Consider the following 17,769-nt stretch of genomic DNA (forward strand, 5'->3'; position numbering starts at 1 on the left):
GGCCGGGGCGCGTCAGGCGCGGCCTTCCCACACCGCCTCCGCGATCCGGTGGCGGCTGCGAAGGGACAACACCACGACCCCGGCCATCGCCGCCGACAGGAACAGCAGCATGCCGACCGCCCCCGTGCGATCCAGCAGCAGCCCGGCGAGCAGGGGCACCGCGAGCCGGCTCAGCGAGAACAGGCTGGCCTGCGTGCCGTAGTCGACGGCCTCGCGCGCGCGGCGCGTGAAATGCATCATCAGGCCGAAGGCCAGCGTGGCGGCGCACCCCATCGCGACCGCGACCAGCAGCGCGGCGCAGACCAGCATGGCCGGTCCGGCCTGCAACGCCACGGCGAGCGTCAGCGCCGCGAGCGCCGCGAAGCTCAGGCCGGCGCAAGCCGGCACGGCGCGCGACAGGCCGGCGGATCGGATCAGCCTGGCGGCCAGCAGGCTCGCCACGGCCGCCACCAGCCCGCCCCCCACGCCAACCACCAGCGCCACGTCGCGCACCGCGAAGCCATGGTCGAGCAGCAGCGGCTTCAAATAGAACCACGCGGCACCGATGAAGGGAAAATACAGCAACAGCAGCGCGGTCCATGGGCGGGCCGCCGGCTGCGCGAGGTAGTCGCGGAAGTCCCGCAGGCGCAGGCCTTCGGGCGCGCTCAAAGACGTGCCCACGGGCGATGCCGCGGGCTCGTGCACCAGGCACAGCCCGATCGCGCCCGCGACCAGGCCCCCGGCCATCAGCCAGAAGGGCGCGCGCCAGCCCCAGCGCGCCTGCACCAGCAGCATCAGGCCGCCGCCGACGATCGCGCCCATCGACAGCGCGGCCGAGCGGATGCCGCCCGCGCGCAGGCGCTGCAATGCCGGAAGCAGCTTGATGGCCAGCGCGTTCACGGGGATGTCGGCCCAAGTGGCCAGCAAGGCGGCCAGCAGCGCGAGCCCGAAGAGTTCGGCCCGGCTCGACAGCAGTTCCTGCCGCCCGACCAGGCACAGCACGAGCGCGAAGGCCATGCAGAGCAGCACCGCCCAGGCCTGGTAGCGGCCGGTGCGCACACCGCCGAGGCGGTAGCGCTCGACCGGCGCGGCCAGCAGGAACTTGAAGACCGCCGGCACGCCCGCGAGCTGGAACAGGCCGATGTCGACGCCCGACCAGCCGTGCTGCCGCATGATCAGCGGCAGGCCCAGCCACAGGTAGACGCTGGGCGCGGTGAGCGCCAGGTTGAGCCAGCCGAACAGGGCCTGGTGCAGGCCATCGCGCAAGCGCTCGTTCACGCCGCGTCCTCGGCGGCACGCCGCGCGACTAGCACCTGCACCGGTGCCATCGGGAAGCCGGCGGCGCCCATCGATTCGATGCGTTCGAAGCCCGCGTGCGACAGCGCAAGAGCGAGTTCGCCTTCGGCCGTCACGTGCCGACCCATCATCCTCATGGCGAGGTAGTAGGGCAGCACGGCAGCGGCCTCCCGCGGCGCGGTGGAGACTTCGGCATGCGCGCAAACGAGGACGCCGCCCGGGCGCAGGGCCGCGTGGATCTTGCGCAGCGTGGCCGCCACATCCGGCACGAAGTGCAGCACGGACGAACACCAGACCAGGTCGTAGCCGGCGCCGAGATCGTCCTGGTCCAGGTCGCCGCCGATGGTGGATAGCCGGTGCGACAGGCCCGCGCCTTCGATGTTCTCGCGCGCCACGGCGGCGGTCTCGGGCCAGTCGAAGACCGCCCCCTCCAGTTGCGCCTGGGCCTGCGCCAGCCCGATGGCGACCCAGCCCGGGCCGCCCCCCAGGTCGAGCAGCCGGCGCGCGCCCGCAAATTCCGGCACGAGCGCCAGCAGCTCGCAGGCGACCTGCACCGTCACCGCGCGCTGCTCCTGCCCGATCTGCACCCGCGCCGCGCTGGCCCAGTTGGCGCCCGTGGCGGCCAGGTGCGGGGCAGGGGGCTGCGCCAGCGGGCCCTGTCCGCGCTGCACGCGCTCGCGCATCTGCGCGCCCGAATGCCGCAGCGAGCGCAGCCGGTAGGCCCAGGCATCGCCGCAGTGCGTCGGCGAATCCTTGGCCATGCAGCGCTCGGCGACCGGGGCGAGCCGATAGCGCGGCGCCGATGGCGTGGCCGTCGATGCGGAAGTCGTTCGCAGCAGCAGTTCCATGCTCCAGAGCAGCTCGAGCAGGTGCGCGGTGTTGGCCGGATGCAGGCCGAGGCGCTGCGCGATCTCGTCGGCCTGCGCGGGCGCCGCCAATGCATCGAAGAGGCCGAGTTGCAGGGCGGTGTCCAGCGCATCGGCCTGGACCGAGGCCACGGCCAGGGACCAGTAGCGCTGCATGGGATGGTGGTGTGTGAAATCCATGGTGTTCGTTTCCTCGTCAGTCTTGTTGCCGATCACATGCGCCAGGTCAACCGCATCCCGACTTCGCGCGGCGGGCTGTAGACCGTGACGATGCCGTTCTGGTAGCCGACCGCGTCGTAGCGTCGATCGGCGAGGTTGTGGACATAGGCGGACAGTTCGAAGGCGCCCCAGGTCTTGCCGGCCGACAGGTTGAGCAGGCCGAAGCCGTTGCGGCTGTAGCGGTTGGCGGCATCGAGGTAGACCTTGCCGGTGGCGGTCAACGTGGCCTGGACATGCCAGCCCTTCGGCGCGTCGTAGCGCAGGCCGACATGGCCGTTGAGGTCCGGCGCGAAGGGGTTGCGGTGGCCGTCGTACACGTCGCTGCCGTCGCGGAAGGTGCCGAAGCGGGTGCGGTTGAACGCCAGGCCGGACTGCAGGCGCCAGCCGGTCGCGAGCAGGTAGTCGAGTTCGAACTCGGCGCCGGTGGAGGTGGCCGACGCGGCGTTGGTGATGTAGACCACGCCCGGTGTCGGCATCTGCTGCACCTGCATGTCGCGCACGTTCATGCGGTACAGCGCGGCGGCATAGCGCAGGCGGCGTTGCAGCAGCGTGCCCTTGGTGCCGATCTCGAAGGAGCGCACGGTCTCGGGCGCGAAGGCCGCGTAGTTGGCCGCGGGCACGAACACGTTGAAGCCGCCCGCGCGAAAGCCTTCGGAGACGCTCGCGTAGAGATGGCTGTCGGGCGTGGCCTGGTACTGCAGCGCGAGCTTGGGTGAGAAGCGCGTGTCGTCGGCGCTGCGCCGCGGCTGGCCGCCGGGCGTGAAATTGAGTTCGTTGCGCTCGATGCGCGCGCCGGCCTCGACCTTCCATTGCGCCGACAGCGGCACGCTCCAGTGCGTGAACAGCGCGGCCGTGCGGCCCCTCTGTTCGGCGAGGCTGCGCGTCAGGGCCAGCGGCAGCTTCTGCTCGTTCGCCAGTGCGTGGTCGTCGCGGTCGAGGTAGAGGCCGGCCAGCCACTGCGACGCCCCCGCACTGCCTTCGAGCCGCAGTTCCTGCGACAGCGTCTGGAAGCGGTGGTCGCGGCCGATGTGCAGCGTGTCGGGCGCGCGGAAATCGGTGTCCTGCATCACGCGGTCGAAGAACTCGTTGCGTGCCGTGATCGAGCGCAGGCGCAGCCCCGACGCAAAGGCGTGCGAGACGTCGAGCGACAGCGTGCGCGCGATCGAATGGTTCCAGCTCGGCGTGCCCGAAGCCACGGTGGCGCGCGCTGCCGCAGGCGCGCCCCACAGCGCGGCGCCGTCGCGCCAGGTCTGTTGCGCATAGCGCAGCGTGGCGTCGGTGTCGCGGTCGGGCGTCCAGCGCAGCGCGAAGCGGGCGTCGCCCTGTTCGCGGTCGTCGGCCGTGCCGCCGTTCAGGGTGTTGTCGATGAAGCCGTGCTGCCGGGTCCAGCTGCCGGAGACGCTCGCATACAGCGTGTCTTCCACCAGCGGCCGGCTGAGGTCGAAGCGCAGGCCCTGCTTCCCGCGGCTGCCGAAGGCGGTGGACAGCATCGTGCGGGCCGCGTAGCCGGGGGCCAGGGTGTGGATGTTGATCACGCCGGCTTCGGCATTGCGGCCATACAGCGTCGACTGCGGGCCGCGCAGCACCTCGACCCGATCGATGGCCAGCAGGCTGTTGTCGAAGCCCTGCGCCATCAGCGTCGGCACGCCGTCCACCAGCAGCAGTGTGGAGGTGGAGAAGGAAAAGAAGTTGGCGCTCAGGCCGCGCACCACGGGGGAGTGGATGCCGGACTGCCCGAAGGGCTGGAAGGACAGACCCGGCGTGATCTCCTCCAGTGCGCGCAGGCTGGTGACGCCGGCCGCTTCCAGCACCTCGCCCTCGTGCACGGTCACGCCGGCGGGCACCGCATCGAGTGCCTGGGCCTGCTTGTTGGCGGTGACCGTGACCGCGGGCAGTTCGGTCTGCGCACCGGCGCCATGGCAAAGGCCGGCCAGGGCCAGCGGCCACCAGGGCGCGGCCCGGTGGCGTGTGATCGTCGTCATTGTCGGAATCCTCTCGAGACGGACATCTCGCCGCGCAGCCGGATGCCACACAGCACCAGAGGAATTCTGGTTTCAGATGAGAATGCTTATCATCCAGTTTTGAATGCGATCCGGCCGATTTCCTGTGCATTCCGGCGCCGGCCCTCGTTCCTCACCACCCGACAAGGAATCACCACCCCATGGCACAGCGCATCGCCAGAGCCGACGTCCGCCAGCGCCCGCTGGGCGGCTCGGGCTGGGTGCGCCAGCAGCTGCCGCCAGCCGTGGGCGAGTGCTACGCCGACCGCTTCGAGCTCGAGCCGGGGCTGGCGGTGGTGCGTTCGCGCTATGGCCCGGTCGACGACCTGGTGGAGGAGAACGCCAGTGCCGACGGCGCCTCGACCCTGGTCGTCACGCTGGGCATCGCCGGCGACTCCGGCTACGTGGGCCGGGACGGCACGTGCATCGGCTTTCGGGCCGGCCACACGGCCGTCTCCTCGTTTCGCAACAACGTCGGCGAGCGCCGCTACCAGGCCGGCGCCCTGGTGAGCCAGTTGCGGCTGCTGGTGAGCGAGCCTCTGCTGGTGCGCTACCTGGGCGAGCCCGGCCGGGCGCTGATGCCCGAGGCCGGTGTGCGCCAGCTGGCATGGCGCGGCACCAGCCCCGCCGCGGCCGCGCATGCGGCGGCGCTGGCGCGGAGCGCGGGCGACCCGCCGCAGGAGGCGCTGGATCTGCACATCCATGCCCTGAGCCTGCTCGCCGAGCAGCTGCGCGGACTGACGCCGCCGCTGGCGCAGGCACCGCAGCGCCTGCGCCAGGCCGATGCGGAAAAGATCGAGCGCGTGCGCGACCTCATGGCGGCGCAGATGGACCGCGCGCTGACGGTCGGCTATCTCTGCACCGCCGTGGGCCTGAGCGAGTCGAAGCTCAAGCAGGGCCTGCGGCAGCGCTTCGACACCAGCCCGCACCGCATGCTGCTCGAGATGCGTATGCAGCGCGCATGGACGCTGCTGGCCTCGGGCAGCCAGGTGGCGCAGGCGGCCTGGCAGGTGGGGTATGCGCACCCGAGCAATTTCAGCGCGGCCTTCACCAGGTTCTTCGGGCGCACACCGAAGTCGGTCTTCGGCCCACGCGGCGGGGCAGGGCGGGAGGGGACGCCGGAGGCCTGACCTGTCTATTGAGAATCATTCTCATAACCGGCTATGATCCCGGCCTCATGAACCCGTCCACGCCGTCGAACGGCGCTCTTCTCTCCGTCTTCGAGCAGCACTACGCCGAGCTGGTGCGCTACATCGCGCGCCGCACCGGCAGCATGGAAGACGCGCGCGGCCTGGCGCACGACACCTGGCTGCGCATCGCCGAGCGCGCGCCCGACCAGGATGCCGAACTGGCCGATCCGCGGGCCTATCTGTTCACCATCTCGCACAACGTGGCGATGAACCACCTGCGGCGCGGCAACTGGCTGCAGGGCTATCTGGCCGAGTGCGAGCAGATCGACGGCGCCGCGCCGGCCCAGGCGCCCGACGTGGCCGAGAGCGCGATGTACCGCCAGGCCGTGGCCTGCGTCGAGGCCGCGCTGGCCAGCCTGCCGGCGCGGGTGCGCGACACCTATCTCGCGCATGGCCTGCACGGCGAGAAGCAGGTCGACATTGCGGCGCGTCTCGGCCTGTCGATCGACACCGTCAAGCGCGACATCGCGCAGGCCACGCGCGGCATCGAGCAGGCGCTGCACCAGTGGCGGCACACGGCGGACAAGGACAAGACGGCCGCCGCGCGCACCGGCCGTCGCAGGTCGCTCGCTGCGCTGCTGGGCGTGTTCGCCGTGGGTGTGACGGGCACGGCCGCGTGGCAGCACCTGCAGCGCGAATCGATGCGTTTCCAGACCACGCTGGCCACCTTGCGCGGACGGCAGCTGCAGCGCAGCCTGCCCGATGGATCGGAAGTCACGCTCGATGCGCAGAGCCGCCTCGACGTCGACTACACGGCCGCGCGCCGTCTCACGCGGCTGCACGAAGGCGCTGCCTTCTTCGCGGTGCGGCGCGATGTGGATCGGCCCTTCGTGGTGCAGGCGCTGGGCGTGGAGGTCACGGTGCTCGGCACGCGCTTCGGCGTCGAGATCGACGGCGGTCAAGGCGTCGTGGTGCAGGTCGAGTCGGGCCGGGTGCGCGTCGACGCCGGCGGGCACAGCGCCGAACTCGGCGCCGGCCAGAGCCTGCGGATCGCCGAGGCCGTGCAGGTGCTGACGAGCGTCGCCCACCCCGCGGCCTGGCGCCAGGGCGAGCTCGAATTCGACGCCGTGCCGCTGGCCGACGCGCTGGCCCGCGTGGCGCGCTACTCGCCGGCGGCGCTGCGCGCCACGCCCGCGGCTGCCCGGCTGCCGATCAGCGGCAAGGTGCGCGTGGCCGAAGCCCACGGCTGGCTGGCCTCGCTGCCCAGCGTGCTGCCGGTGCGCGTCGAGCGGCAGCCCGACGGCAGCATCGACATCGCGCACCGATAGCGCACAACGCCCGCGTCTCACACAAAAAAGTCTGCCCCGTTTTTGCGCCTCGTGGGTCTTACAGGTTGTGAACCCGAAACAACCAACCAAGGTCCCCGTCATGCAGAAGAAACTCCAGGCCCGCCGCACCGGCTTGGCACGCGCCGTCGCCGCCCTCGGCTTCGCGCTGTCCCTCCAGGCCGCCCTGGCCCAGAACGTCGCCTTCGACATTCCCGCCCAGCCGCTGGCGAGCGCGCTCAAGGCGCTGGCCGACCAGGCCGGCCTGCAGCTCGCCTTCTCGCCCGCGCAGGTGCAGGGCAAGCAGGCGCGTCGCCTCCAGGGCACGCGCGATCCACGCAGCGCGCTGAACGAACTGCTGCAGGGTACGGGCCTGCAGGGGCGCGTGGAGGGCACGACGCTGACGATCCAGCCGCAGCCCACGGGCGCGGCCGCAGGCGAGACGACGCTGCCGTCGGTCACCGTGAGTGCGCAGGCCGATCGCAGCGGCACCACCGAGGGCACGGGCTCCTACACCACGCGCGCGACCGCGGCCGCGACCGGCCTCGCGCTGTCGCTCAAGGACACCCCGCAGTCGATCAGCATCGTCACGCAGCAGCGCATGGAAGACCAGCGCCTGCAGAGCCTGACCGACGTGCTGGCCAACACCACGGGCATCTCGGCCAGCATCAACGATGGCAACCGCATGACGTACTACGCGCGCGGCTTCTCGATCACCAACTTCCAGTACGACGGCATTCCCACGGCCGGCACCTCGAACTGGTATGCGGGCGAGTCCGAACTCGATGCCGCGCTGTACGACCGGGTCGAGGGGGTGCGCGGCGCCACCGGCCTGCTGACGGGCGCGGGCAACCCGGCCGCTTCGATCAACCTGGTGCGCAAGCATGCCGACAGCAAGGTGCTCACGGGCGAGGTCTCGCTGGGCGCGGGCTCGTGGAGCAACTACCGCGGCTCGGTCGACCTGAGCACGCCCATCACGGCCGACGGCCGGGTGCGCGGCCGCATCGTGGCGGCCTACCAGGACAGCGATTCGTACGTGAAGCTCAGCAACGTGAAGAAGAAGGTCTTCTACGGCGTGGTGGATGCGGACCTCACGCCCTCGACCAAGCTGAGCATCGGCGCCGACTACCAGGACAACGACCCCAAGGGCACGCCCTGGGGCGGCTTCCCGCTGTGGTACGCCGACGGCACCCGCACGAACTGGGACCGCTCCGCCACCCCGGCGGCGAACTGGTCGTACTGGGCCACGCAGACCGAGACGGCCTTTGCCACGCTCGAGCACCGCTTCGACAACGACTGGAAGGCCCACGTGGGCCTCACGCACAGCAAGCAGTCGCTCGACACCAAGCTGCTGTTCCTGATCGGCTGGCCCGATCGCACCGACGGCCTGGGCATGCGCGCGATCGGCAGCATCTACAACGGCTCCCGCGAGCAGGACACGCTCAATGCGCAGTTCAGCGGCCCGGTCGAACTGCTGGGCCGCAAGCACGAGCTGACCTTCGGCCTGATCAACAGCGAGCAGAAGTACCGCTACGACTACCGCCAGGCGCAGAACCTCGCGCCCGTGGTGTTCGACGGCAACTGGAACGGCAGCTACCCCGAGCCCGACTGGAGCGCCAACCGGACGCTGGACGAAGGCAAGGTCACGCAGCGCGGCGTCTACGGCGCGGCGCGCTTCTCCCTCAACGACCGCACCAACCTGATCGTGGGCGGCCGCTACAGCAGCTGGCGCGACCGCAACGTCGACTACCTGCGCGACGACAAGAAGTTCATTCCCTACGCCGGCCTCACCTTCGACCTCACGAAGAGCGCCACCGCGTACGCGAGCTACACCGGCATCTTCAACCCGCAGGACGCGCGCGACCGCAATGGCCGCTACCTTGACCCGATCGTGGGCAAGAACTTCGAGCTGGGCCTCAAGAACAGCTTCTACGACGGCCGGCTCAACACCTCGGTTGCGCTGTTCAGGATCCAGCAGGAGAACCTCGCGCAGGCCGACGGCGACTTCCTGACGCCCGGCGGCCTCGACCAGGCCTACTACGGCGCCAAGGGCGTGCGCAGCACCGGCATCGACATCGACGTCTCGGGCGAACTGCTGCCGGGCTGGAACCTGTCGGGCGGCTTCACCCACTACACGGCCAAGGACGCGTTCGACGCGACGGTCAGCACCAACCAGCCGCGCACGCTGCTGCGGCTGTTCACGACCTACCGCCTGGGCGGCAGCTGGAACCGGCTCACGCTGGGCGGCGGCGTCAACTGGCAGAGCAGCAACTACACGCTCGCCAACGGCCCCAACGGCCAGGAGCGCGTGCAGCAGGACGCCTACGCGCTGGTCAGCCTGATGGCGCGCTACCAGTTCGATCCGCGCCTGTCGCTGCAACTCAACGTGAACAACGTCTTCGACAAGGCCTACTACAGCCAGATCGGCTACTACAGCCACGGTGCCTGGGGCGCGCCGCGCGGCGTGCTCGCGACGCTCAACTACAAGTTCTGAGAATGCGTGAATGAAGCTGCTGCGCACCCCGATCCTGCATCTGCGGCGAGCGCCGCAGATGCAGGCGCGGCGCGCTCGCGACGGTTCCTTCACGCGTTCGGGCGTCGCGAGGTCATGGCGGCGAGCGACGCCCCATGTGGCCACCTTGTCCGACAGCGACGAGGGCGGAGGCTGGCCACAATGAGGTCATGACTTCCGACACCCGCACCCAGAAACAGAAGATGCTCGCCGGCGATCTCTACGACGCCGGCGACCCCGAGATCCAGTCCGACCTCGCGGCCGCGCGCGAATGGCTGGTGCGCTACAACGCCTCGCTGGGCGGCACCAGCGCCGAGCGGCACCGGCTGCTCGTCGAGCGCTTCGCCTCGGTGGGCAAAGGCGCGGGCATCCGGCCGCCTTTCCATTGCGACTACGGCTTCAACATCTCGGTCGGCGAGGGCGTGTTCCTCAACTTCAACTGCGTGATCCTCGATGTGGTCGAGGTCACGATCGGCGACAAGACGCAGATCGGCCCCGGCGTGCAGATCCTCACCGCCGACCATCCGCGCTCGCCGCAGGAGCGCGCCTCGGGGCTCGAGTTCGGCCGGCCGATCCACATCGGCCGCAACGTCTGGATCGGCGGCGGTGCGATCATCCTGCCGGGCGTGACCGTGGGCGACGATGCATTGATCGGCGCCGGCAGCGTGGTCACGCGCGACGTGCCGGCGGGTGCCACCGTGGTCGGCAACCCGGCGCGCATCCGCACGCCTTCGCCCGATCGAACCCAGGAGTAAGAAGCCATGACCGATTCGTCCGCAGCACCCCCGGCCGTCTTCACTCTGTCGCGGAGCTTCGATGCGCCGCGCGAGAAGGTCTGGCGGGCCTTCACTGAACTGTCGGAGCTCGAGAAATGGTGGGGCCCCAAAGGCTTCACCATCTGCGCGGCACGCCTCGATCTGCGCCCGGGCGGTCTGTTCGTCTATGGCATGGAGGCAGGCGGCCACACGATGTGGGGGCGCTTCGCCTACCGCGAGATCGAGGCCCCGGGCCGCATCGTTTTCGCCAACGGCTTCTCCGACCCCGAGGGTGGCCTGACGCGCGCACCTTTCGCCGAGTCGTGGCCGCTGGAGGTGCTCAACACCTGGACCTTCACGGAGAAAGACGGCCAGACCATGCTCGACATGCGCGGTGAAGCGCTCGATGCCAATGCTGTCGAGGCGGCGGTGTTCCAGGCCGGCTTTCCGTCGATGAAGGTGGGCTTCGGCGGCACGCTCGACCAGCTGGCCGCGCACCTGGCCGGCACTTAGCGCGCGGCCCGCAACGCGCGGCATTGGCCTGCATGCGTGCAGGACGATGCCGACGGCCTCCGCGCCGGCCTGCGGTCACCATGGCTTGCATGATCCTTGCGCTTCGACGCCGCGCACCGTTTCGCGCTCCCTTCCTCGTTCTTCCATCCGCCGCCACCCGGCGCCTGACCGCGATGGCCCTGGCCGCCGGTCTGGCGAGCGGGGCTACCCTGTCGACGCGGGCCCAGACGCCGCCTCCGGCGATGGCCGCGCACAGCCCCTGGGCCGAGCACCTGCGCGCCGACCTGGCGCGCATCGACGCCTCGGGCAAGGCGCGCATCGGCGTCTACGTGCAGGACCTCGACACCGGCGAAGCACTCTCGTACAAGGCCGACCAGCGCTGGTACCTGGCCTCGATGGTCAAGGTGCCGGTCGCGATGACCGTGATGCGCGGCATCGAGCGCGGCGACTACACGCTCGACACGGCCGTCACGCTGCGCGCGTCGGACTATGTGGACGGCGCCGGCACCACCAACCGCCAGCCGGTGGGCCAGCCGATCCCGATCCGCGTGCTGCTCGAGCAGATGATCATCTACAGCGACAACACCGCCACCGACATGCTGATCGACCTGGTGGGCATCGCCGAGGTCAATGCGCTGGTCGAGTCGCTGGTGCCCGAGGGCTTTCGTCGCATCACCAGTCTCGGTGCGATCCGCCGCACCCTTTACGGCTCGCTCGCGCCGGGCGCCGAACAACTGGGCGGCAAGGACCTGCTGTTGCTGCACCGCGAACGCTCCGATGCTGCTCGGCTGCAGCTGCTCTCCAGCCTGGTAGACGTGCCGGTGGCGCGCTTCAAGCTGCCCAGCCTCGACGCGGCCTACAACGCCTACTACGCGAGCGGCCTCAATTCGGCGCGGCTCGATGCCTATGGCGGGCTGCTCTCGCTGCTGGTCGGCGGCCAGGCGCTCGCACCCGAATCGACGGCCTATCTGCTCAAGCTGATGGAGCGCGTGGCCACGGGCACGAACCGAATCAAGGCCGGGTTGCCCGCGGGCGTGCGCTTTGCGCACAAGACCGGCACCCAGCGCCGCCGCACCTGCGATGGCGGCCTGGTGCGGTTGGCCGAGGACGGCCAGCAGCGCCGCGTGCTGGTGGTGGCCTGCACCCGTGACGAGCCGTCGCTCGACAGATCCGAATTCGCGCTGATGCAGGTCGGCGCCGCCGTCTGCCGGTCCGGCCTGTTGACCAAGGGAGTCCATGATGATGAAGCGATCTGCCATGCCGCGCCTGCTCTGCGCATTGACCGTCAGCCTGTGCCTGCTCGGCCTTGAGTCCGCGCGGGCGGCGGACTGGGACGCAGGGCTCAAGCAGGAGATCGAACGCATCGACCGCGAGTCGCCCGGCAACCTGGGCGTGTACGTCAAGCGACTGAAGCAGGGCGACAGCTTCAACTACGGCGCCGACCAGCGCTGGTACCTGGGCTCGACGGTGAAGGTGCCGATCGCGATCGCGGTGCTGCAGCAGGTCGATGCGGGCCAGCTCAAGCTGTCCGACACCATGACGCTCGAGCCCGGCGATCGGATCGAGGCCGGCCAGCTGGTGTGGCGCAAGCCTGGCGGGGTGATCTCGATCGAAGAACTGCTGCAGCGCATGCTGGGCGACAGCGACAACACGGCCGCCAACATGCTGATCCGCAAGGTCGGGCTTGCGCAGGTCAACCGCAGCGCGAAGGAGGCGATGGGCGCCGACGGCCTCGGCACGCTGAGCACGCTGGCCGAGGTGCGCTACGACGTGTATGCCGAGCTGCACCCCGATGCGCGCAAGCTCTCGAACGACCAGCTGGTGACCATCGCGTCGGCACCCATGGGCCCGCAGCGCGTGGAGGCGCTGCGCAAGGCGCTCGACGTGCCGGCGTCGGCGCTCCAGGTGAAGACCATCGACGAAGCCTATGACCGCTACTACCGCCGCGGTCTCAACGCGGCCACGCTGGTGGCCTATGGCGCGATGCTCGAGAAGCTGGTGCAGGGCAAGCTGCTCCAACCCGCGAGCACGCAGAAGCTGTTCACCGCGATGAAGATCGACATCTTCACCAACTACCGCTTGCAGGCCGGGCTGCCGCGCAGCGTGAAGTTCATCCACAAGACCGGCACCCAGCACCGCACCGCTTGCCATGCGGGCGTGATCCAGCCGCAGAACGGCGGCGCCGATGCGATCGTGGTCGCGACCTGCGCGTCCGACCTCGACGAGCAGCGCGAGGCCGGCAAGGTGTTCGAGCGGGTGGGGCGGGCGATCACGAGGACGGTGTTGAAGAAGGGCGCCTAAGCCGTCACCGACGCCGCATGCCGCCGCCAGAAGGCCGCGTCCGGCACCGGACCTGACCCCGCCTTCGCGTTGTCCGCCATGTGCTCCGGCCGGCTGGTGCCGGGGATCACGCAGGTCACGGCCGGGTGGCTCAGCGTGAACTTGAGCAGCACCTGCGCCCAGCTGGTGGCGTCGATCTCGGCCGCCCAGCCGGGCAGCGGCTTGTCGCGCAGGCCGCGCAGCAGGCCGCCGCCGCCGAAGGGCTGATTCACGATCACGGCCACGCCGCGCTCGGCCGCGAGCGGCAGCAGGCGCTGCTCGACTGCGCGGTCGTCGATCGAATAGTTGATCTGCAGGAAGTCCAGCGTCTCGGCGCGCAGCACCGCCTCGACCTCGCCGAAGGCCGAGGCCGTGTAGTGCGTGATGCCGACATAGCGGATGCGGCCCTGCGCCTTCCACTCGCGCAGCGTCGCGAGCTGGGTGCGCCAATCGACCAGGTTGTGCACCTGCATCAGGTCGATGCGCTCGGCCTTCAGGTGCGCAAAGGACTGCTCCATCTGCGCGATGCCGGCCTCGCGCCCGCGGGTCCAGACCTTGGTCGCGAGGAAGGCCTTGGCGCGGTCCTTCGATGCAGCCAGCAGTTCGCCCGTGGTCTGCTCGGCGCGCCCGTACATCGGCGAGCTGTCGAGCACGGTGCCGCCCGCGTCGAACAAGGCCTGCAGCACGCCCGGCAGGCGCGGGTATTCGTCGCTGCCGGGCGCATGGCCGAAGCCGACCCAGGTGCCGCATCCGATCACGGGCAGGGCTTCCTTGGACGAGGGGATGGGGCGGGTGTTCATGGTGGCTTTCTTCTGCGCGGCGGCGCCGAAGGGCAAACCGGCGGTGGCGACACCGGTCGACAGGCCGACGGCCATGCGCAGCACCTGGGCGCGCGTGAGGCCGGCGGGGTGGGCGTGGGGCAACGGTGGCATGGCGACTCCTGGGAAGCTAGGGGTGTCAATCGGCAGCGTGTCCTGCGGTGGATGCACGGGGTGCGGTCGAGTTCCCCAAGGATGCGTGCAATCGCCGTTCCTGCTGCCGCGCGAGCCACAGCGAGAGCACGGCCCACACGGCGGCCAGCGGAATCGCCAGCGCCGCCAGGCCCGCGAAGCCCACGCCCAGCGCGCCCAGGCCGGCCGAGATCCAGCCGCTGACGGCATCGCCACCGCGGTAGACCACGGTCTCGATCGCGTTCTTGGCCTTGTACTTGGCCTCGCGCCCGACCACGGTGAACAGCACCTCGCGCGCGGGCCGCGCGATGGCGTAGTCGAAGGCCCGGCGCAAGGCCTGCGCGCCGGCCAGCACCAGCACCGTGGGTGAGAGCGCCACCGCCGCGAAGGCCAGCGCCGAGGCGATCGGCAGCAGCACCAGTGCCGTCCCCACGCCGAAGCGCTTCATGAGCCGGCCGGTCACGAAGAGCTGCAGCAACAAGGTGAGCGTCGACACGCTCAGGTCGACCAGTGCGAAGAAGCGGGTGCGCGACGCGGTGTCGGCAAAGGCCCCGGCCACGATGCGGCCCTGCTCGAAGTAGAGGAAGGTCGAGGCCGCGGTGTGCAGCAGCAGGTAGCCGCACAGGCCTAGCAGGTAGGGCGAGCGCGCGATCAGCGCCAGGCCGGCCAGCACGCTGCCGCCGATGGGGCGGGCGTCGCCGGTGGCCGTGGCGGCGCCAGCCGCACCGTCGTTCGCCAGTCTTTCGCCGTCGCGCGGGTACAGCCGGTGGAAACACTGCAGCGCGGCCTCGAGCAGCAGCGCCGCGCCCAGCGTGAGTGCGACCGGCCCGAGTGCCGTGACCAACGTCGCGGCCAGCGCCGGCCCGACGAAGGTGCCCGCGGTGCCGCCGGCCGCGATGAAACCGAACAGCCGCCGGCCCTGCGCGTTGCTGAAGCAGTCGGCCAGCACGCTCCAGAAGATGCTGATCACGAACAGGTTGAAGACGCTGATCCACACGAAGAACACGCGGCCCACCCAGACGCTGTGCACTCCGCTCGCAATGAGCAGGCAGAACACCAGGATGCTCACGGTGAAGAAGCGGTACGCCAGCGGCACGAAGCGCCGCGGCGGCAGCCGGGTGACCAGCCACCCGAACAGCGGCACCAGCGCGAGCATCGCGACGAAGGTGGCGCTGAACAGCCACTGCAGCTCGTCCGCGCCGCCGGCCAGCCCGAGCGCATCGCGCAGCGGCCGCAGCAGGTAGTAGCCACCCAGCAGGCAGAAGAACCAGCCGAAGCCCAGCAAGGTGGCCCGCACCTCGTCCGGCTGCACGTCCACGGCCCGACGCAGCCAGCGGTGGAGCAGGGCAGGGGGCGCGGGTGAGGGCGAGATCACGCAAGCAGTTTGCCCAAGAAGCGGCCCGTTGCCGTCGGATGCCCTTGCATCGGCGTTGGCTCTCATCCTGACCCGCGAAACTTGCATACAAGGGTAAACCCCGATGTTTCGTCTGAAACCGGTTTCATACACTGGCCACCCCACGCATCGCTTGCCTGTACGCAGGATTTGCCCAGTGAATTACCAATTCCAGTTCGACGCCGTCTTCGCCGCCTGGCCACTGCTCCTCAAGGGCACGTGGATCACCATCCAGCTCTCGCTGGTGGCCACCGTGCTCGGCCTTGTCGTCGCCATCTTCTGCGCCTGGGGCAAGACCTCGGGCCCCGGATGGCTGCGCTTCATCGTCAATGCCTACATCGAGGTGATCCGCAACACGCCGTTCCTCGTGCAGCTGTTCTTCTTCTTCTTCGCGCTGCCGGCCATCGGCCTGCGCTGGTCCCCCTACACGGCCGCGCTGACCGCGATGGTGGTGAACCTGGGCGCCTACGCCACCGAGATCATCCGCGCGGGCATCGAGTCGATTCCCAAGGGCCAGATCGAGGCGGGCCGCGCGCTCAACCTCAAGCCCTGGGAGATCTTCCGCTTCGTGATCATCAAGCCCGCGCTCAAGGCCATCTACCCGGCGCTTACCAGCCAGTTCATCCTGCTGATGCTGAGCTCGGCCGTGGTGTCGGTGATCTCGGCCGACGACCTGACTTCGGTGGCGGCCAACCTGCAGTCGCAGACCTTCCGCAGCTTCGAGATCTACATCGTGGTGGCGGGCATCTACCTGCTGCTGGCGCTGGCCTTCTCGGGGCTCTTCAAGCTGATCTATCAGCGCACCCTCAACTATCCGGATCGTCGATAGCAATGGCTCGCCCCCAGTCTTCGCGCACTTCGTGTCGCTTCGCCAACCCCCTACCGGGGGCAACACCAGCGGCCCGGCAAAGCCGGTTCCGCGGTGTTTCCCGATCAAGCCTGCATCGAGCTGAGGCGCCGGTTGCCCACTCGCTGAAAGACTGAGATTTGATATGCGTACCTTCGGCTTTCCCGAATTCCTCTTCATCCTCCAGGCCGTCCAGTGGACGCTGGCGCTGTCGCTGATCGCCTTCGTCGGCGGCGCGGTGCTGGGCCTGGTGATCGCGCTGGCGCGCACCTCCGAGAGCCGTGCGGCCCGCGGCATCGCCATCACCTTCATCCAGATCTTCCAGGGCACGCCGCTGCTGCTGCAGCTGTTCCTGATCTTCTTCGGCGCGCCGGTGCTGGGGCTGGACATCAACCCCTGGGTTGCCGCAGGCGCCGCGCTGATCCTCAACAGTGCGGCCTTCCTGGGCGAGATCTGGCGCGGTTGCATCGAAGCCGTGCCGCGCGGCCAGATCGAGGCGGCGCAGGCGCTCAACCTGCGCTATGTCGCCCGCATGCGCGACGTGGTGCTGCCGCAGGCCTTCAAGATCGCGCTCGCGCCGACCGTCGGCTACGTGGTGCAGATCATCAAGGGCACCTCGCTGGCGGCCATCATCGGCTTCACCGAGGTCACGCGCGCCGGCCAGATCATCAACAACGCGACCTTCCAGCCGCTGCAGGTCTTCGCCACCGTGGCCGCGATCTACTTCGCGATCTGCTGGCCGCTGTCGCTGCTGGCCGCCCGCATGGAGCGCCGCCGCGCCCAGGCGCTGGCCCGCTGATTCCCCCTTTCTTTCCTTGCCTGTTCCCGTTCTCAACTCAGGAGACTTCGACATGATCCGTTCCACCACCCGCCGCACCGCCATCGCTGCCCTCGGCCTGGGCGCTGCGCTCACCGTGTTCGCACCGTTCGCCACCGCGCAGTCGATCGCCGACATCAAGAAGAAGGGCGAAGTCACCATCGGCATGCTGGTCGACTTCCCGCCCTACGGCACGACCAACGCGCAGAACCAGCCCGACGGCTACGACGCCGACGTGGCCAAGCTGCTGGCCAAGGAGTGGGGCGTCAAGGCCAACATCGTGCCGGTCACCGGCCCGAACCGCATTCCCTTCCTGCTGACCAACAAGGTCGACCTGCTGGTCGCTTCGCTGGCCGTCACGCCCGAGCGTTCGAAGCAGGTGCAGTTCTCCACGCCTTACGCGGCCGCGACCATCGTGCTGTACGGCAAGAAGGACGCCAACATCAAGGGCGCATCCGACCTCAAGGGCCAGCGCGTCGGCGTGGCCCGCGCGTCCACGCAAGACGTGGCCGTGACCAAGGCCGCACCGGAAGGCACCGAGATCCGCCGCTTCGACGACGACGCTTCGGCCATGCAGGCGCTGATGTCGGGCCAGGTCGATGCCATCGGCTGCTCGATCACCGTCGCGGCGCAGATCGCGAAGCGCGTGCCGGCCAACACCTTCGAGAACAAGTTCACGCTGGTGCAGCAAGCCATGGGCATCGCGATGCGCCCGGGCCAGGAAGAACTGCTGAAGAACGTGAACGCCTTCGTCGAGAAGAACACTGCCAACGGCGAACTCAACAAGCTGTATCAGAAGTGGCTGGGCGCCGATCTGCCCAAGCTGAACTGAGCGCCACAACCTCCTG

The 17,769-nt window shown here is 69.6% G+C and carries 16 protein-coding genes; 11 read left to right on the top strand and 5 right to left on the bottom strand.

Annotated elements, in window-relative coordinates:
• Nucleotides 1-12 precede the first annotated feature (12 nt).
• The 3 genes from K0H49_RS12015 to K0H49_RS12025 are packed head-to-tail and all read right to left on the bottom strand — an operon-like array spanning nucleotide 13 to nucleotide 4,342.
• Nucleotides 13-1,257, bottom strand: coding sequence for an MFS transporter (locus K0H49_RS12015; protein ID WP_219212353.1), 1,245 nt, complete (start codon nucleotides 1,255-1,257; stop codon nucleotides 13-15).
• Nucleotides 1,254-2,321: a methyltransferase domain-containing protein gene (locus K0H49_RS12020; protein ID WP_219212355.1), complete on the bottom strand. Its 1,068-nt coding sequence runs from the start codon at nucleotides 2,319-2,321 to the stop codon at nucleotides 1,254-1,256. Before K0H49_RS12020 ends, K0H49_RS12015 begins: the two co-directional genes overlap by 4 nt.
• 32 nt (nucleotides 2,322-2,353) lie before the next feature.
• On the bottom strand, nucleotides 2,354-4,342 hold the full coding sequence (locus K0H49_RS12025; protein ID WP_219212357.1) for a TonB-dependent receptor: 1,989 nt from the start codon (nucleotides 4,340-4,342) through the stop codon (nucleotides 2,354-2,356).
• Nucleotides 4,343-4,521: 179 nt separating this feature from the next.
• Here K0H49_RS12025 and K0H49_RS12030 point away from each other — a divergent pair, with 179 nt between their 5' ends.
• The 8 genes from K0H49_RS12030 to K0H49_RS12065 all read left to right on the top strand — a co-directional run bounded on the left by K0H49_RS12030 (nucleotide 4,522) and on the right by K0H49_RS12065 (nucleotide 12,896).
• Nucleotides 4,522-5,490 (top strand): helix-turn-helix domain-containing protein, encoded by a 969-nt coding sequence (locus K0H49_RS12030; protein WP_219212359.1) that lies wholly within the window; start codon nucleotides 4,522-4,524, stop codon nucleotides 5,488-5,490.
• A 47-nt stretch (nucleotides 5,491-5,537) separates the two neighbouring features.
• On the top strand, nucleotides 5,538-6,818 hold the full coding sequence (locus K0H49_RS12035) for a sigma-70 family RNA polymerase sigma factor (protein ID WP_219212361.1): 1,281 nt from the start codon (nucleotides 5,538-5,540) through the stop codon (nucleotides 6,816-6,818).
• 100 nt (nucleotides 6,819-6,918) lie between these two features.
• Nucleotides 6,919-9,309 (top strand): ferric-rhodotorulic acid/ferric-coprogen receptor FhuE, encoded by a 2,391-nt coding sequence (gene fhuE, locus K0H49_RS12040; protein WP_219212363.1) that lies wholly within the window; start codon nucleotides 6,919-6,921, stop codon nucleotides 9,307-9,309.
• 10 nt (nucleotides 9,310-9,319) lie between these two features.
• Nucleotides 9,320-9,493, top strand: a complete 174-nt coding sequence (locus K0H49_RS12045) for a hypothetical protein (protein ID WP_219212365.1) — start codon at nucleotides 9,320-9,322, stop codon at nucleotides 9,491-9,493.
• A 4-nt stretch (nucleotides 9,494-9,497) separates the two neighbouring features.
• Complete coding sequence (locus K0H49_RS12050) at nucleotides 9,498-10,082, top strand: sugar O-acetyltransferase (RefSeq protein WP_257624677.1); 585 nt, start codon at nucleotides 9,498-9,500, stop codon at nucleotides 10,080-10,082.
• Between the two features lie 6 nt (nucleotides 10,083-10,088).
• Nucleotides 10,089-10,595 (top strand): SRPBCC family protein, encoded by a 507-nt coding sequence (locus K0H49_RS12055; RefSeq protein WP_219212367.1) that lies wholly within the window; start codon nucleotides 10,089-10,091, stop codon nucleotides 10,593-10,595.
• Nucleotides 10,596-10,768: 173 nt separating this feature from the next.
• Nucleotides 10,769-11,905, top strand: coding sequence for a serine hydrolase (locus tag K0H49_RS12060; RefSeq protein WP_257624678.1), 1,137 nt, complete (start codon nucleotides 10,769-10,771; stop codon nucleotides 11,903-11,905).
• Nucleotides 11,835-12,896, top strand: a complete 1,062-nt coding sequence (locus K0H49_RS12065) for a serine hydrolase (protein WP_219212371.1) — start codon at nucleotides 11,835-11,837, stop codon at nucleotides 12,894-12,896. Before K0H49_RS12060 ends, K0H49_RS12065 begins: the two co-directional genes overlap by 71 nt.
• Here K0H49_RS12065 and K0H49_RS12070 read toward each other — a convergent pair.
• Both K0H49_RS12070 and K0H49_RS12075 read right to left on the bottom strand, forming a co-directional pair.
• Nucleotides 12,893-13,846 carry an aldo/keto reductase gene (locus tag K0H49_RS12070; protein WP_219212373.1) on the bottom strand — a complete coding sequence of 318 codons (954 nt, stop codon included), beginning with the start codon at nucleotides 13,844-13,846 and terminating at the stop codon, nucleotides 12,893-12,895. The two genes, K0H49_RS12065 and K0H49_RS12070, sit on opposite strands and share 4 nt — an antisense overlap.
• 25 nt (nucleotides 13,847-13,871) lie before the next feature.
• Nucleotides 13,872-15,239 (bottom strand): NTP/NDP exchange transporter, encoded by a 1,368-nt coding sequence (locus tag K0H49_RS12075; RefSeq protein ID WP_374122338.1) that lies wholly within the window; start codon nucleotides 15,237-15,239, stop codon nucleotides 13,872-13,874.
• A gap of 175 nt (nucleotides 15,240-15,414) precedes the next feature.
• Between K0H49_RS12075 and K0H49_RS12080 the strand changes: the two genes are divergently transcribed.
• The 3 genes from K0H49_RS12080 (at nucleotide 15,415) to K0H49_RS12090 (ending at nucleotide 17,753) form a co-directional block, all read left to right on the top strand.
• On the top strand, nucleotides 15,415-16,086 hold the full coding sequence (locus tag K0H49_RS12080) for an amino acid ABC transporter permease (RefSeq protein ID WP_219212376.1): 672 nt from the start codon (nucleotides 15,415-15,417) through the stop codon (nucleotides 16,084-16,086).
• A gap of 163 nt (nucleotides 16,087-16,249) precedes the next feature.
• The gene (locus tag K0H49_RS12085) at nucleotides 16,250-16,903 is read left to right on the top strand and encodes an amino acid ABC transporter permease (protein ID WP_219212378.1); all 654 of its coding nucleotides are present in this window, start codon (nucleotides 16,250-16,252) and stop codon (nucleotides 16,901-16,903) included.
• A gap of 52 nt (nucleotides 16,904-16,955) precedes the next feature.
• The gene (locus tag K0H49_RS12090) at nucleotides 16,956-17,753 is read left to right on the top strand and encodes a transporter substrate-binding domain-containing protein (protein WP_219212381.1); all 798 of its coding nucleotides are present in this window, start codon (nucleotides 16,956-16,958) and stop codon (nucleotides 17,751-17,753) included.
• The last annotated feature ends 16 nt before the right edge of the window (nucleotides 17,754-17,769 follow it).

Origin of the sequence: Variovorax boronicumulans (genome assembly GCF_019352895.1) — a bacterium.
Taxonomy (GTDB): domain Bacteria; phylum Pseudomonadota; class Gammaproteobacteria; order Burkholderiales; family Burkholderiaceae_C; genus Variovorax; species Variovorax boronicumulans_A.